Source organism: Streptococcus sp. DD12, from assembly GCF_001578885.1.
GTDB lineage: Bacteria > Bacillota > Bacilli > Lactobacillales > Streptococcaceae > Streptococcus.
Window position 1 is genome coordinate 901,437 of the sequence record NZ_KQ969495.1, and the last position, 16,104, is coordinate 917,540.

Annotated in this window: 16 protein-coding genes; 5 read left to right on the plus strand and 11 right to left on the minus strand. The window is 46.1% G+C overall.

Annotation, left to right across the window (positions count from 1 at the left end; all coding sequences use genetic code 11):
* Window positions 1-138: 138 nt before the first annotated feature.
* Window positions 139-1,422, minus strand: a complete 1,284-nt coding sequence (locus STRDD12_RS04165) for a peptidase U32 family protein (protein WP_066915426.1) — start codon at window positions 1,420-1,422, stop codon at window positions 139-141.
* Between the two features lie 108 nt (window positions 1,423-1,530).
* A complete protein-coding gene (locus tag STRDD12_RS04170) occupies window positions 1,531-2,460 on the minus strand; it encodes a peptidase U32 family protein (protein ID WP_066915428.1) in 930 nt (309 codons plus the stop codon).
* A gap of 195 nt (window positions 2,461-2,655) precedes the next feature.
* Between STRDD12_RS04170 and STRDD12_RS04175 the strand changes: the two genes are divergently transcribed.
* Window positions 2,656-2,943 carry a DUF3270 family protein gene (locus STRDD12_RS04175; protein ID WP_066915430.1) on the plus strand — a complete coding sequence of 96 codons (288 nt, stop codon included), beginning with the start codon at window positions 2,656-2,658 and terminating at the stop codon, window positions 2,941-2,943.
* Between the two features lie 41 nt (window positions 2,944-2,984).
* Here STRDD12_RS04175 and STRDD12_RS04180 read toward each other — a convergent pair whose 3' ends face one another.
* Window positions 2,985-4,406, minus strand: a complete 1,422-nt coding sequence (locus STRDD12_RS04180; RefSeq protein WP_066915432.1) for a Cof-type HAD-IIB family hydrolase — start codon at window positions 4,404-4,406, stop codon at window positions 2,985-2,987.
* A gap of 74 nt (window positions 4,407-4,480) precedes the next feature.
* Here STRDD12_RS04180 and STRDD12_RS04185 point away from each other — a divergent pair, with 74 nt between their 5' ends.
* Entirely contained in the window at window positions 4,481-5,440 is a 960-nt protein-coding gene (locus STRDD12_RS04185) for an asparaginase (RefSeq protein WP_066915434.1), read from the plus strand.
* A 46-nt stretch (window positions 5,441-5,486) separates the two neighbouring features.
* On the opposite strand, the gene STRDD12_RS04190 is transcribed toward STRDD12_RS04185, so the two are convergent.
* A complete protein-coding gene (locus tag STRDD12_RS04190) occupies window positions 5,487-6,929 on the minus strand; it encodes a glycoside hydrolase family 1 protein (protein ID WP_066915436.1) in 1,443 nt (480 codons plus the stop codon).
* Window positions 6,930-7,074: 145 nt separating this feature from the next.
* On the opposite strand from STRDD12_RS04190, the gene STRDD12_RS04195 reads away from it, so the two are divergent.
* The gene (locus STRDD12_RS04195; protein WP_066915438.1) at window positions 7,075-7,971 is read left to right on the plus strand and encodes an AraC family transcriptional regulator; all 897 of its coding nucleotides are present in this window, start codon (window positions 7,075-7,077) and stop codon (window positions 7,969-7,971) included.
* A gap of 70 nt (window positions 7,972-8,041) precedes the next feature.
* On the opposite strand, the gene STRDD12_RS04200 is transcribed toward STRDD12_RS04195, so the two are convergent.
* The 5 genes from STRDD12_RS04200 to STRDD12_RS04220 are packed head-to-tail and all read right to left on the minus strand — an operon-like array spanning window position 8,042 to window position 12,389.
* Entirely contained in the window at window positions 8,042-8,464 is a 423-nt protein-coding gene (locus STRDD12_RS04200) for a YtxH domain-containing protein (protein WP_066915440.1), read from the minus strand.
* A 12-nt stretch (window positions 8,465-8,476) separates the two neighbouring features.
* Window positions 8,477-8,869, minus strand: a complete 393-nt coding sequence (locus STRDD12_RS04205) for a DUF948 domain-containing protein (protein WP_066915442.1) — start codon at window positions 8,867-8,869, stop codon at window positions 8,477-8,479.
* Complete coding sequence (lgt, locus tag STRDD12_RS04210; RefSeq protein ID WP_066915444.1) at window positions 8,862-9,653, minus strand: prolipoprotein diacylglyceryl transferase; 792 nt, start codon at window positions 9,651-9,653, stop codon at window positions 8,862-8,864. Before lgt ends, STRDD12_RS04205 begins: the two co-directional genes overlap by 8 nt.
* Window positions 9,646-10,581 carry an HPr(Ser) kinase/phosphatase gene (hprK, locus tag STRDD12_RS04215; RefSeq protein ID WP_066915446.1) on the minus strand — a complete coding sequence of 312 codons (936 nt, stop codon included), beginning with the start codon at window positions 10,579-10,581 and terminating at the stop codon, window positions 9,646-9,648. Before hprK ends, lgt begins: the two co-directional genes overlap by 8 nt.
* 53 nt (window positions 10,582-10,634) lie before the next feature.
* Entirely contained in the window at window positions 10,635-12,389 is a 1,755-nt protein-coding gene (locus STRDD12_RS04220) for a glycerophosphodiester phosphodiesterase (RefSeq protein WP_066915448.1), read from the minus strand.
* Window positions 12,390-12,551: 162 nt separating this feature from the next.
* Between STRDD12_RS04220 and STRDD12_RS04225 the strand changes: the two genes are divergently transcribed.
* Both STRDD12_RS04225 and STRDD12_RS04230 read left to right on the plus strand, forming a co-directional pair.
* Window positions 12,552-12,794, plus strand: coding sequence for a type B 50S ribosomal protein L31 (locus tag STRDD12_RS04225; protein WP_066915450.1), 243 nt, complete (start codon window positions 12,552-12,554; stop codon window positions 12,792-12,794).
* A 114-nt stretch (window positions 12,795-12,908) separates the two neighbouring features.
* Window positions 12,909-13,541 carry an MBL fold metallo-hydrolase gene (locus STRDD12_RS04230; RefSeq protein ID WP_066915452.1) on the plus strand — a complete coding sequence of 211 codons (633 nt, stop codon included), beginning with the start codon at window positions 12,909-12,911 and terminating at the stop codon, window positions 13,539-13,541.
* Window positions 13,542-13,578: 37 nt separating this feature from the next.
* Here STRDD12_RS04230 and STRDD12_RS04235 read toward each other — a convergent pair whose 3' ends face one another.
* Entirely contained in the window at window positions 13,579-14,412 is an 834-nt protein-coding gene (locus STRDD12_RS04235) for an energy-coupling factor transporter transmembrane component T family protein (RefSeq protein ID WP_066915454.1), read from the minus strand.
* Complete coding sequence (locus STRDD12_RS04240) at window positions 14,402-16,084, minus strand: ABC transporter ATP-binding protein (RefSeq protein WP_066916223.1); 1,683 nt, start codon at window positions 16,082-16,084, stop codon at window positions 14,402-14,404. The genes STRDD12_RS04235 and STRDD12_RS04240 overlap by 11 nt, the downstream gene beginning before the upstream one ends.
* Window positions 16,085-16,104 lie beyond the last annotated feature (20 nt).

The window sequence follows — 16,104 nt, forward strand, 5'->3', positions numbered from 1 at the left end:
CTCAGGCTCTTTTAGCATGTCACACCGATTAATTGCCTCCTAAAAAAACGGACCAAAGAATTTCAGCACAGTGCCCTCAAGCGACAGCGCCAGCTGAGCGTCACAAAAAAGGCCAAGACAGCTGTCTTGGCCTGAGTTTTAGGCACGCACGGTTACCGCTTTACCATCCTTATAAAGGTTTATCAAACCAGCTTGACAAGAACGCACCATATCACCGGCTTGAACGGGTTCTTCCAGGTGAATGGTAACAAGTTCCATTGGGTTAGGCGCACGGTCAATGCGTTCCCCCTTATCATTTGTCAAGTTTTCAATCGTCGCCTCAAAATGTCTGAAGCCAGGTCCGTAAAATTCTACACGGTCCCCTTCGTTGATAACATTCCGTTGGCGCAAGGTTGCCGTTTGACTGTCGGCATCATAAGCGACAACCTCAGCGATAAATTTGTATTGTGGGATTTTACGCCTTGCCCCAAACAACTGCTCATTTTCCGTTGGCGCATGGTAATAAAAACCTGTTGCCAATTCCCGTTGTGCGACTTTCCACAACTCATCAATGAGGTCTTGTTTGATAGCTTCAAAGGCCTCTGGGCTTTCCAAGTAAGCATCTACGGCTGCCTTGTAGCAATTGGTCACCGTAGACACATAATGGACGGACTTCATCCGACCTTCAATTTTTAGACTGTCCACCCCATTTTCAATCATATCAGGAATATGGTCAATCATGCACATGTCCACCGCTGACATGGAAAATTCTTCTGGGACTTGCCCTTCAATGCTCCGACGTTCGTCCCCAAAAGGCAAATCATAGAGATTGTATTTCCAACGACAAGATTGCGAGCAACCTCCCCGGTTGGCATCACGGTTTGACATGTGGTTGGAGAGCACACAGCGCCCAGAATAAGAAATACACATGGCACCATGAACAAAAGCTTCAATTTCAACACTGGTCCGTCTACGGATTTCAGCTAACTCCTCCATGGTTACTTCACGCGCTAGGACCACGCGTGTCAAGCCCAACTCTTTCCAAAATTCAAAGGTCTCATAGTTGGTTGAGGAAGCCTGAGTGGAGAGGTGGATTTCCAAACCAGGGGCTTCTGTTGCACAGATGGTAATCAAGGCTGGGTCACTGACGATAACGGCATCTAGGCCACGGTCGCGTAACTCCCTAAACCAAGCACCGGCTCCCACTTCGTTTCCTTCATGGGTCACCATATTAGCGGCGACATAGACCTTCGCACCTTTGGCATGAGCATAATCAATACCTTCTTGGAGCTCTTCCATGGAGAAGTTCCCCGCACGGCTACGCAGACCATAGGCCTGTCCGCCCACAAACACAGCATCTGCGCCATAATCAACGGCAACTTTTAATTTTTCAAGCGTCCCTGCAGGTGATAAAACCTCTGGGCGTTTTTTGGTTTCTGACATGATTTTCTCCTATTTTCAAGATAGCAAGATATCACTGTGTGTCAAACAGCATAAAAAGGGCATGCACCAGCCCTGAAATAGCAAACTCTCTCTGGTGCAAGAAACAGTTTATTTAACCTTATTGCGGTCAAATTCGTAAAAGCCAGTATCCAGCCCACGTTCCTTAGGATGGTGTTTTCTGACAGCCTCGTCCAACAAGAAGGCTTGGTCTTGTGAAAATTCCCCCTTGGCTAGTAAATCACGCGCCTGGACAAAGATTTTAGCAATCTCAACAAAATCATCTCCGGGACAAAAGATACCGTCTAGTTTCCAATGGCTATAGTTGTGAGCCACTAGGTCGGTCAACTTGGTCATCATATCGATATCATTATTGATGAAAATATGCGTCCCGTGCTTGTCTTCATAGATGGAATAATGACTCTCTGGGTCATTTGGCTCAGCCAAGAAGAGACCACGTTCTTTTGACTTGTCACTCTCATCAGCTTGGGTGAAATTATAATAATTCTGCAAAAGCGCCCGTTTAGAGTGATGAATGACAGAAGCCCCATACACCAGAATTTCTGCCGGCATGAGCAAGTTTTCTGCAATGTCAAATAGCTCTTCTTTGGGAATTTCCCGTGCCAAAACAGCCTCAACTGCCCCGTGGTCTTTCCAGAAATTAATCTGGCGACTAGAGGTGACAAAGACCGAAGTATCATAAATCAGTTTAAAGTTGTAGCCATCTCGTTTATTGACATAAAAAAGACCTGCATCACCAACGACCAGATAATCCACTTGGATTTCTTTCATCAAGTCCAAGAAAGGTTTAATCCTGTCCATCATTTCTTGATGCATCAAGGCATTTGCGGCAACAGTCAGTTCTTTACCAGCTTCGTGAACCAGGCGAGCAATGGTGCGTATCTCATCATAAGTGAAATTATGTGGGAGTCGCAGGCCATAGTCCGCTTCACCAATATAAATGCGGTCAACACCAGCTGCAAGAAGCTCTTTCACCTGTTCGATGGATTCTGCTGTAGCAGTGATAACAATTTTTTCCATAACCCCTATTATACCACAAAGCCTGCTTTCCGGATAGAAGGGGAAAGAAATTAGCTTGATTTCTCTAGTATTGCAATACCATTTATTGGTATTGGTATGTAGAAATAACGATTTTTTTACAAAAAAGGGTCATTTGGATGTGTCACAGCCTTTATTCTATGCTATAATGGGTTTTAAGTGTACGAGGAGCGAGAAATGGCTGATAATTTACAACGCCGGCCCGATGAAGACCAATCATTAGAAATGATTCCCATCACACCGGCCTATGAGTTTTACGAAGCAGAAAAACAAAAGGAGAGCGTCAAGCATCGCGACTTGCATTTTTTTGTGCGTCTTTTTGTCTATGCTATCGCAACCATTTTCTCAGGCTTCTTCTTCTTATCTCTGGGGCTAGCCACTTACTTCGCGATACCCCTTGCCTTGCTTGCTGGCTTGCTGTTGATGTATGCCACCTTTTATACCATCCATACGCTAAGGTCCTAATCTTTGATAAATCAAAAGGTCTAAACGAACCATTTGTCCGTTTAGACCTTTTTTTCTGGTGTCTGAGAAGATTCTTGGCTGGCTTGTTTCAAGTTGGATTTTTGAATTTGCCGATCAATTTCCTTTTTCAGGTCAGCCTCGGGAGCAAAGCGACTTTCCCAATCATCGGGTTTGAGAATTTTATGGGTGATAGGGTCAAAGTGCGCCTTGCCATCAGGGAAAATTTTTCCCATATTGGCCTCATGCACACAATCAAATGGAATCTTGGGGTCAACGCCCATCAGGACAAATGACCCATAGGTCAAATAGAGCAAATCCACCAAGGCATCCACTTGGCCAACCAGGGGTGAGGCGGTGCTTTCTTTTGAAAGAACCTTAGCCGTGGCCTTATCCACTGCTTCATGCAGGTCAAAGACTGCTTGAGCAAAGGCGTCTTGGTCGCCCTGAGCCGCTGCATATAAAAACTCAACGATTTCCTCAACCTTGAAGTCCGCGCGGTGGCCGGCCTCCTTAATCGCATAAACTCGAGGCGTTTCCTGCGTACGGCCATCCATCAAACGGTGGAAAGCTTTGACCTTGTTAAAGGCTTGGTCATCAGATTCAAAGACCCTTTGCCCTTCATAGAGAATGAGACCATAATGCGCCAAAGCCATGGCTATCCCGTCTTGATTGTTTGATTGGGTGATAAAATTAGCCTTTTCCTTTAGGCTAGGGGTGGCATTTCCCATGGCTACGCCAACCCCGACTTGGCTAATCATCTCCTCATCATTGTCTGAATCCCCAAAAGCCATCACTTCATTCGTGTCAAACCCCATGAGCTGGCCAACACGGGCTATCCCCTTGAGCTTGGATTGCTTCTTTGAGACAATGTCTATGGAGTATGGACTGCTCCTTGTAACGGTCATAAAAGGAAATTGCCTTACCAGTTCTTCTTCCTCACGGCGGTTGCAAACCATGACAACCTGATAGGTGGGTTCCCGCATCAGGGTATAGAGGGCTTTCATATTTTGTCGCTTGATGGAGCGGATGGCCTTTTTCATGGTTGACTCTGCTAATTTTCCCAACTTATGGGGCAAGGTAGAGGCCACTAGCTGGCCAAATGAACTCGTTCCTGCTGAGATGATATTAGAGCCCTCTAACCCATCTTGTAGCCCCAAGGAGACTTCTTTGTGGTGACGCTTGGCATAGCGTAAAAGGGCATAAACCGATGATTTGGCTAATTGATTTTGATATAAAATGCGGTCTCGTGTAAAGATATATTGCCCATTGTAACAGACTGCGACATCTAACTGAAGATTTTCCATGTAATTATGAGCAAAGGCTGGACCACGGCCTGTCGCTAATCCCACAATCAGACCATTATCCTTTAGTGCTTGAATAGCCTCTTGTGTTGACTTTGACACACGCTTACGGTCATTGAGCAGGGTGCCATCGATATCAAAAAACACTGCTTTTGTCACCATAGGGTCTCGCCTCCTCCAAAAATATGCTAGAATTAGTATAACACAATTTTACAAATAATTAAGGACCTTCACTTATGACTAAAATCCTTGCTCTGCATACCGGGGGAACCATCTCCATGCACGCCGATGCTGACGGTCACGTCGTCCAAGGCGGACAAAATCCCATCGCTCAAAATGTGGCGGACTTACCCCATGTCACGGTTGATAACCAAGAAATCTTCAATCTTCCTAGCCCTCATATCCATCCCAAACATATGCTGAACTTATATGAAGTCATCAAGGAAAAGGCGGCCTATTACGATGGTTTTGTCATCACTCATGGGACAGATACCCTAGAAGAAACAGCCTATTTTTTGGATACCATGGCCTTACCTGACCTGCCAGTTGTCATCACAGGTGCCATGCGTTCGTCCAATGAAATTGGGAGCGATGGGGGCTATAATTTCTTAACAGCCCTTCGGGTGGCTGCCCATCCCAAGTCAATTGGTAAAGGTGTGCTTGTGGTCATGAATGACGAAATACACGCTGCCAAATACGTTACCAAAACCCACACCACCAATGTGTCGACCTTTCAAACACCAACCCATGGACCGCTAGGGATTATCATGAAACATGATATTTTGTACTTTAAAACGGCTGAACCCCGAGAACGCTTTGACCTGACACAGGTTTCTGGTTTGGTTCCCATTATCAAAGCTTATGCAGGGATGAGTGATGGGATTTTAAGTCTGATCCAAGCTGAGGACATCGACGGTTTAGTCATCGAAGCCCTCGGTGCAGGAAACCTGCCACCAGTCGCTGCAGACCGTATCAAAGAACTCATTGCCAAAGGTTTGCCCGTGGTTTTGGTTTCTCGCTGCTTCAATGGGATTGCAGAACCCGTTTACGGCTACGAAGGCGGAGGCGTTCAGCTAGCTGACCTGGGGGTCATGTTTGTCAAAGAACTCAATGCCCCCAAAGCCCGTCTCAAACTCCTCATTGCCCTGAGTGCCGGGCTATCAGGCCAGGAACTTAAACGCTATATCGAAGACTAAAAAAATGCCCCCTAGGGCATTTTTTCTATTCTTTCGGTATAAGGGACTAATCTTCGTAGAGTTTGGCTCCATTTGTAGCAATGACTTCCTTATACCAATCAAAGGATTTCTTCTTGTAGCGGTTGAGGCTACCCGAACCATCATCGTTACGGTCTACGTAGATGAAGCCATAGCGTTTACTCATCTCTGCCGTTGAAGCCGACACGAGGTCAATACAGCCCCAAGTGGTATAGCCTAGAAGCTCCACCCCGTCAGCAATAGCTTGACCAACTTCTTTCAAGTGTTGCTTCAGGTAGTCAATTCGGTAGTCGTCTTCAACTGTTGGTCCATTTGGCCCTTCAACTAAGACATCCTTAGCTCCCAAGCCATTTTCAACGATAAAGAGTGGCAACTGGTAACGATCATAGTAGGCATTGAGAACCAAGCGCAGACCGATAGGGTCAATCTGCCAGCCCCATTCTGAACTTTCTAGGTAGGGGTTGACCAAGCCACCCAAGAGATTGCCACGTCCTGAAGCATAGTTTTCAGGATCGTGGGCTGCAACGACAGACACGTAGTATGAAAATGAGATAAAGTCAACCGTATTTTCTGCCAAGAGTTCCGCATCTCCAGGAGCAAAGTCAATGCTAATGCCATTTTCACGGAAATAACGTTTGGCATAGCCAGGGTACTTGCCACGCGCATGAATATCTGAGAAGAGGTAGTTTTGGTTTTCAAAGCTGTGAGCTGCCCAGACGTCTTGTGGTTTTGAGGTCATTGGATAGGCTGGCATGGAAAGCACCATACAGCCGACTTGAAAATCAGGGTTGATCTCGTGGCCGATTTTCGTCGCAAGCGCTGAAGCAACCAGCTCATGGTGCACGGCTTGGTAGAGTTCTTGTTGAGAAAGCTCTGCCATTGGGGTCGCAATGCCACCACTCATAAAGGGCGCATGGAGGACCGAATTAATTTCATTAAAGGTCAACCAGTACTTGACTTTATCCTTGTAGCGGGTAAAGACTGTCCGCACATAACGTTCATAAAAGCTAATCAACTGACGATTGGTCCAGCCATTGTACTTACGCGCCAAGTGCAGAGGCGTTTCATAGTGAGAAAGAGTGACCAGGGGTTCGATGCCGTATTTTGCCAACTCGTCAAAAAGATCATCGTAAAATTGGAGGCCTGCTTCATTTGGCTCTAACTCATCGCCATTTGGGAAAATCCGTGACCAAGCAATGGAAGTACGGTAAACCTTAAAGCCCATTTCTGCAAAAAGGGCAATGTCTTCCTTATAGCGGTGGTAAAAATCAATCCCGACAAGTTTGAGGTTGTCCTCTGTCGGTTCCTCTGTGATAATGGGATCTAAGTCGCCTGGGTGGTGGGGCGTGCCTCCTTTAGGGGTCACGTCTTGGACGGAAAGGCCCTTGCCGTCAGCATCATAGGCCCCTTCATATTGGTTAGCAGCGGTCGCACCACCCCAGAGAAAGTCTTGTGGAAATAATTCTGTCATTTGTCGACTCCTTTTAAGATAACTTACCTATAGGATACCCTATTTTGGAAGGGTTTTCTGCTATTATCCTCGGTTAAACTAATACTATTCTATGATTTAGGGCGAATTTATCGTATAATAGGGTTAGAACGATTAAGGAGTCCTGATGAAAGATTTTCTAACTGACGCGCAATTCAAGCATGACATCGCTTTTGCCAACCGTCTTTTGCCCTATAAACTCTACCAAACACAGGTCAAGGATGGTCAGCCCGATATTCTCTTACACTGGCACCCAGAAGTGGAAATCCAATTCATTCGAGAAGGAAGCGCCCGTTATCACGTCAATAACGCCTATTTTGATTCTCAGCCAGGGGATATCATTCTCATGAGTCCCCATGCCATCCATTCCATCCACCCACATGCGTCTACACCACATGTGACAGACACGCTGCAATTCCACCTCGATATGCTGGGCTATAGCCATACAGATCAGACAAGTCTTTATTACCTCACCCCCCTACAACAGGCACAAGTGACCTTTTTGCCTCGCATTCAACCACAGGACCCTGGCTACCAAGCCATCAAGACCTGCTTATTCAACATTTTTGATGGGATTAGAAAAGAAGACCGTCACTTTGAACTAAGGCTTCAAGGACAGCTTTTTGAACTGATTTATCTGCTCTTTTACCACCGCTATGTGGTTAAAAAAGACAATGATGACATGTATCGCAAAAGCGAAAAAATTCGTGATATTATTGACATCATTCACCAGCACTACCAAGACAAGCTGACTATCGACCAATTGGCCCAACAAATGGGCTATTCTAAAGCGCATTTCATGACCGTCTTTAAGCAATTTACCGGCGTGTCTTGTATCGAATTCATCATCCAAGTCCGCCTCCAAAAGTCAACAGAACTCCTCTCCAACACCCTCTTGTCTGTTTTAGAAATTGCCAATCAGGTGGGCTTTACCAATCTGTCTAACTTCAACCGACAATTCAAACGCTACTACCACCTATCGCCTAGTGCCTACCGAAACCTTCAAAAAGCCAAAAAAGATTAAAAAACCCCAGACTTTATCTCCCCGAACAAATCTCTCACGAGAAAGGGAAAACAAAAGTCTTGGAGTTTTTTTAGTCTTCTTGACGGATAGATTCTGGCAGGTCAATGATAATATCTTCTACAACAACATCAGTGACAACTTGGTCCTTGTGTTGGTTGATAACCTGTGCCACATCTTCCTTGGTACGATGGGCTTGGGAAAAGACATCCTTCGCCTTGGCTTGTGTTTCTTTTGCCTTGTCTTGCAGGACTTGCGCTAGGTCTTCAGACACTGCTTGATGGTAATAAAAGCTAGCAGTATCCTTGACAAGATCTACAATATCAGTGGCCTTTTCCGCCCAAGCGTCATGATAGGCTTGAGGATCTTCTTGGTAGGCGTCAAAGGCTCGTTTTGCCTTGGCTGACACCTCTTTGCCTTTTTCCGTAGATAAAAAATAAGCTGCGCAGGCACCAGAGATAGCACCGATTGTTGCAATTTTTAAGATATTTCCCATAAGAAAGCCTCCTTACTTGCGTGATTTTCCAAAGAGTTTACCGGCCAAGCGAGCAGCTGCGAAAACACCTGTTGCCTTGCTTGAAGTTGATACGAGAGCGGAAGCGCGCCCACCTAAGCCACGGGCTTGTGTGTTCAAATCAGAAACTGACTCTGACAGGTCTGCCACGGCTTCAAAGAAAGGATCCACCGTCTCCATTTTTTCGTTGATGTCATCGACCAAATCATTGGTCTTTTCAATCAAGGTGTTGGTCTGACGCAAGGTCACATCTAAATCCACACGAAAAACGGCGACACTCTCACGGACCTCCTCAGCAATGCGAGAAATCTTAAGACAAGTCGGGATAATGGCAGCAACCAAAGCAGCCACTGCAATAGCAATAATCAAAAAAGCAATATTAGCCATGAAAACTCCTTTTCTTTTGGGTATTGGGGCTATAAACATGTCGGTAAAGCAGGAAAATCAAGCCGACAAGAATTCCCAAGGCAGATAACCATTGGGAGACTCGGATACCAGCCAACATGAGGCTATCCGTCCGCATGCCTTCAATGACAAAACGGCCTAATCCGTACCATATTAAGTAAAAACCAGCCAAATCTCCTGCTTTAAGGGCCTTAAAACGATGGCGACAGGCTATGACGAGGAGAAAACCTAAGAGGTTCCAGCTGGACTCATAGAGGAAGGTGGGCTGGCGGTAGTGCCCTGCGATAAACATCTGTTGACGAATGCCTGCAGGGAGCCAATCGAGGTTCTTTACGATAGCGCCGTAAGCTTCTTGGTTGAAAAAGTTTCCCCAGCGACCCAGCGCTTGGGCAAGCATAAGGCCAGGAACCGCCACATCCATAAAGGTCAAGAGTGACAGGCCCCGTTGGTAACAAAACCAGACCAGGACCAAAAAGCCAGAAATAATGCCTCCATAAATGGCCAAGCCGCCTTGCCAAATCGCAATGATTTGGTCAGGATGGTCTTGGTAATAAGACCATTGAAAAATAACATAATAAAGACGTGCGCCAACAATGGCCAGAGGAAAGGCCCACAAAATAAAGTCTAAGATATCATCTGAAGAGATGCCCCAGCGTTTCCCCTCACGGATAGCCAATAGGACCGCTAAAACCAGGCCTGTCACAATACAAATCGCATACCAGTGAATGGCAAAGGGGCCAAGTTGAAAGGCAATGGGATTAATCATTGGTTTCCTCATTCTTGGCAATCAGCTTGCTCAAACGGTCTTCAAAGGTCTTTGTCGCATCAAAGCCCATGCGTTTGGCCCGGTAATTCATCGCAGCTGCCTCAATAACGACAGAGACATTTCGACCTGTCTTCACAGGAATGCGCACCCGAGGCACAGTCACACCCTGTAACTCAATGGACTCATTGCCATTGCCTAGACGATCAAAGCTCTTGCCCGTATCAAAATTCTCCAGATAAATGGCCAGCTGGACCTGTGAGGAATCCTTAACCGCACTGGCACCATAAAGGCTCATGACGTCGATAATTCCCACACCACGAATTTCCAACAGGTGACGTAAGATCTCTGCAGGTTCGCCCCACAAGGTATTTTCATCCTTGGCATAGACATCCACACGGTCATCTGCGACCAAGCGATGGCCACGCTTGACCAATTCTAAACCTGTCTCACTCTTACCAATACCAGAATCCCCTTGAATGAGCACCCCCATACCATAGATATCCATCAAAACCCCGTGCACACTCGCACGCTCAGCTAGACAAGCATGCAAGTACCAGGACATTTCACCAGACAAACGACTGGTCGGTGTTCGGCTAGATAAGATGGCAATGCCCATTTCTTCGGCGGCCTTGAGCATCTCCTTGGGAATTTCCAAATCACGTGCCACCACAATGGCCGGAGTCTCCTCCTGAAACATGGCCTTAAGAACCGAGTAGCGGTTATGGGCCGACATTTTTACCAAGTAAGACCACTCTTTCATCCCAATCAACTGGAGCCGTTCTGGGGCATAGTAGTCAAAATAGCCCGTCATTTCCAAACCTGGACGTGAAATATCAGATGTGGTAATCGCTTTGGCCAATAATTCTGGTGTTGCATAAACAACCTCTAGCTTGACCTTATCCACAAGCATTTGAACAGTAACTTCCATAGGCCCTCCTTTGGCTACTATTTTATCATAATCGCGCGCTTTTCCCAAACCCTCTATTGGTTTTGAAAGAAAGTGTCTAAGATAGTTTTATCATCTGTCACATTGGCCCGTTCCTGATAGGCACGGCTAGGGTAGTCTGTGATGATTCCGTCACTTTTACCATTAAAATACGTACTCATCAAATCAGACTCATTGATGGTCCAGACATAGACTTTCTTTCCTTGTCGGTGGGCTTCTTTGGCCAAGGCACTGCGGTAAGAAAAATCTTCTATCGCATAAAAGTCAACCTTTTGGCTGGTAAAATCTCCCAGCTGAAAAGAAATGGTATAGCCTGTTTGAATAGCTGGGTCTAGTGCCTCCACTTTTTCCATCAGGGGAAGGTTGAGCGACATGACCAAGAAATTCTTTTCAACACCTTCAGCTTTCAGCAAGCTGACAATACTTGTGGCATAGCGATTCAAATCAGCCCCTTCAGGTGGTTTGAGTTCGATAAGCAACTTAATCCCCAAAGATTTAGCAGTTGCAATATAGGTTTTCAGACTGACCAGTTGGGCCTGGTGGCCGTTTTGGTGAGTTTTGAGCCCAATCACCTGACTGGCTTTGGACTGACTGATGTCACGGTTAACACCTGTCAGGCGTCGGACATTGTCATCGTGACTAACTACAAATTCACCATCTTGTGATAAAATCACATCCAATTCCGAATAGTCAGCCTTGGCCTTGGCTGCTGCCTTTAAAGATGGAATCGAATTTTCCACACCGGCTCCAACATCCCCCCGATGGGCAATAATCACCTGATTCTTGTTGCGGCTTCCCTCATCTTTTAAAACCGCATTTACGAGGTTCACTCCGCCGATAAGGCTAATCAAGAGGACAAGTCCCCATTTATGCCAAGCTTTGGACTGGCCTTTAGGGGTAGGCTGAGCGTCTTCGTCAAGCTGATTTAACAAAAAAGACAAGGTGGCTAGGGTACTGAGGATATTTCCCGCAAAAAGTATCCCCCAGGTGATACTAGAGCTGATGATATCCACCCACTCATTGAACAACTGCCCTAAAAGGATGAGCCCAAACACCAAGACAAGGGCGACCAGGAGTCCTAGAAGAGACCAAAAACCAACCAAGACACCCAGGGGCAAAAGGGTTGACCAAAAGGCCTTTCCCCTGGTCTTACGCCAAGATAGGCCCATCAAGTGGCTAAAACGCTCTTCTGGATGCAAGACAGACAAAGGAAGAGTGTAAAGAAAACGGAAGTTGAGAAATACCACCAAGGCATAGAGCGACAAATAAATCATCAGACGAGGGACCGTATTGGTCATATTGTCAGCAATAAAGGTGGGAATATAGATATTTTGCAACAGGGCTGATGGCAAAAAGAACTGCAAGACAGGAATGGTCAAAAGCAGATAACCCACAAAAGCAAAGAACTGTCTCCCCAAGAGGCCCTTAAAAAAAGTCCAGACTTGCCACAACCACTGCTTGGCATGCGACCGCAAGTTGTCCTCTTTGACTTGAAGAATCAAAGCAAGCGCTGAAAACTCAATGAATAAGAGCAGGGCTACCGTCAAGAGATAAACCATCAATAGGCCAACGGCTACAGGGTCCACCAAAAAAGAGCGTAAGTTATCAATGGTCAAACCTGGGAGATTGGTGCCGATTAAAATCATGCGCAATAAGAGGGAGAGCCCATAAACCCCTCCAACCACAATCACCAAATGAAGCAAACTAGCCCTTAACAAATAGGTAAAGCGGTGCCGATAGAGATCAGTTAAAACCCGTGCAACCACTGAAAAGGTGCGATTATTTTTCATATGTTTCCACATACCTTTATTTTACCCCAATTGAAAAAGGGGAACAAGAATTTCTCCTCCAAAAAGAGAAAATTTTGCTTGCCAAGCCACTAAAAATTTGATAGACTAAGATGGTTAATAACTATGGCTGACACCAGCCATGGCAGAAAGGAAATTTTAGCAATGAAAAAAGATATCCATCCAGAGTATCGTGAAGTTGTCTTCATGGATTCTTCTACTGGCTTCCAATTCCTTAGTGGTTCAACCTTGAACTCTAAAGAAACGGTTGAATTTGAAGGAAAAGAATACCCACTGATTCGTGTGGAAATTTCTTCTGATTCACACCCATTCTACACTGGACGCCAAAAGTTCACCCAAGCCGATGGACGTGTGGACCGTTTCAACAAAAAATACGGCCTCAAATAAGACACCGTATCAGGGACTTAAAGACCTTGAAAAAGCCATCTCCAAGAAATTGGAGATGGCTTTTTTCTTTCTCCAAAACTTGCTTTTAAAAGGCCTTTTGTCTATACTAGCAGTATGAAAATCACTAAAACCACCAATAAGCGCGCGCAAGAAAACACTTATTACCTAGAAAACGACCAAGCCCTTTTGATTGTAGACCCTGGCAGTGATTGGGAGGTCATTCGCCAAACAATTGAGGGAATCGAGAAGCCCCTTGCAGCGGTGCTATTAACCCACACCCACTATGACCACATCATGAGCCTAGATAAGGTGCGTGAGACCTTTGGCCATCCCCCCGTATACGTTTCTGAAAAAGAGGCTGACTGGCTCTACACCCCTGTCAAAAACCTCTCTGGTCTCGACCGACATGCAGATATGGCAGATATCGTCCTAGAACCTGCAACTGACTTCTTTGAATCCCAAAAGGACTACGACTTAGCCGGTTTTCATTTTCATGTCCGTGAAACACCGGGTCACTCCATCGGCGGTGTCAGCCTTGTTTTTCCCAAGGAGGAACTTGTCTTGACTGGTGATGCGCTCTTTTGCGAGAGTATCGGGCGTAGTGATTTGCCGACAGGTAATCAAGCACAACTGCTTGACAGCATCCAGAACCAACTATTTAGCCTGCCTCGTCACTATAGGGTTTTCCCTGGTCATGGCCCAGAGACAAGCATCGGGCACGAAAAGACCTTTAACCCCTTCTTTTAAGCAAAAACCCCGCCTGCTGGTGCAGACGGGGGATTTTTTATGCCCACGGGTTATAAAAGCGACCGTGGTTGAGACCAATCAAGACAAAAGACAAGAACAAAATCAGAAGAGCCAGCGCTAAGGTGACATAATCTCTGGTTGTCAGCGCCTGATGTTGGTACCAACTTCTTTTTTTGTATTTGCCAAACCGACGGAGTTCCATAGCCGTTGCAATGGTGTCAATCCGCTCTAAAGAAGAAAAGATCAAGGGCACCACAATTTGTAAATTTCCCTTAATGCGCTTGACTAGGCTCGCCTTTTTAGACAAGTCCAAACCTCTCGCTTCCTGAGATAACTTAATCATATGAAATTCCTCTTGCACATCAGGAATATAGCGCAAGGTCAAGGACACCGAATAAGCAACCTTATAAGGCAGGCCGATATGATTTAAACTGGCTGCAAATTGACTCGGATGGGTCGTCATCAGAAAAAGAATGGCCAAGGGAACCGTACAAAAGTACTTGAGCAAAAGATTAAGCAAATAAAACAACTCTTGGGCGGTCAGATTATAAGCCCCAAAACCAGCCCAAAGGACGGTCTTTTGTCCATAGATGCTGACCCCATACTGAGGGGCAAACAAGTAGACCACTATCACATTTAAGATGGCCATGAAAAGCACGATATAAATCACAAAGGAAATATCTTGCCAACGGATGCGAGCCATCTTAAACAAAAGAAGGGAAAAGACGGCCAAAGCCACGATGAGGCGGGTATCATAACTAGCCATGGCAGCGACAGATACCAGCAAGAAAAAGAGCATCTTGCTGGCACCTGACAAGCGGTACAAAAAACCATGACCAGGATGGTAGCCAATCAATTGATTAGTTGCCATGGGCCTCCTCCTTTCGTCGACTAATGTAGGCCTGTGTCAGCCGGGCAGGGTCTACCCCTAAACGTTTGGCCAAAGTATAAAGACTTGTGGTCTTGAGATAAGCCTGCTCCAAAACAGTTACTTGCCCAAAAAGGGTCTCTGGACGACTATCAAAGAGCACTTGCCCATCTAAAACGACCACCACACGATCAGAGTATTCTGTCAACAACTGCATATCGTGGGTAATCATCACAATCGTATGCCCACGCGCTTGCAGTTCATCCAAGAAAGTCATAATCTCTGTGTAATGCTTATGGTCCTGACCGGCAGTCGGTTCATCTAGTAAGAGTACCTGTGGTTCTAGAACCAAAATGGCTGCAATGGTCACGCGCTTCTTTTGGCCAAAGGATAAGGCTGAAATCGGCCACTTACGAAATGGGTAGAGACCACAAATGGTCAAAGCTTGCTCGACTTTTTCTTTGACGGTTGCTTCATCCACGCCACGTAACCGCAAGCCAAGAGCCACCTCATCATAGATCATGGTCTGGCTAATCATCTGATTAGGGTTTTGCAAAACATAGCCAATACGATTGGCACGTTCCGCAATGCTATCCCCACTGATGTCCTGCCCTTGATAGCGAAGCTGACCTTGGGTATTTATGAACTGGCAGAGGGCCTTGGCCAGAGTTGACTTGCCAGCCCCATTTTTACCGACAATGGCTAGACGTTCACCTGCACCAATCGTCAGGGATAGATCCTTAAGAATCGGTTGGTCAGCTTGATAGGCGAACTGCAAGTGTTCAGCCTCCAAGAGTAGCGGCCGGTCAAGTGGCTTGGTCAGGTCTGGCAAATCAGGTGCCTGAACCTGCGATAAATCCAGTTGATCGAGTTGGGCTAGAGGGCGAAGCTGCGTCAAATCAGCTCCCATATCGCGTAAAGCACTAATATAGAGAGGCTCTCGGATCCCATTTTGACGCAACAAGTCCGTCTGCAATAAGTCATCAGGCCTGCCATCAAAAACGATGCGCCCTTCATTGATGAGAATAATTTGGTCAACCTGACGGTGAAGGACGTCCTCTAAACGGTGCTCGATAATCAGCGTCGTCGCACCGGTCTCCTTGTGGATACGGTCAATCAAATCAATGGTATCCTGACCTGATTTAGGGTCCAGATTAGCCAGGGGTTCATCAAACAACAAAATCGGGCTCTCGTCTACCAAAACACCAGCCAGACTCACGCGTTGTTTTTGGCCTCCTGACAAATCCTGGGGCCTGTGCTGTAAAAGGTCGCCTAAGTTCAAAGCCTTAGACCATTTGTCAACCGCCTCGCGCATGTCATCGAGGGGCGTCACGTCATTTTCCAAAGAAAAGGCAATGTCTTCGGCCACACTCAGGCCAATAAACTGACCATCAGGGTCCTGTAAAACGGTGCTGACCAATTGGGATTTGTCATAAATGGATAAGTCAAAGGCTTCCTTACCCGCTATGGTCAAGCGCCCACTTGCCTGGCCCTTATAAATATTGGGAATAATGCCGTTGAGACACTGTCCCAAGGTCGATTTTCCTGAACCCGAAGGACCGACAATCAAAACCTTTTTCCCTTTTTCAATCCCAAGCGTGATTTCCTTAAGGGTTGGCTCAGATTGGGCCTCATAGGTATAGGAAAACTGTTCAAATGAAATCCAATCTGTCATGGTCACTATGACTCCTTTTG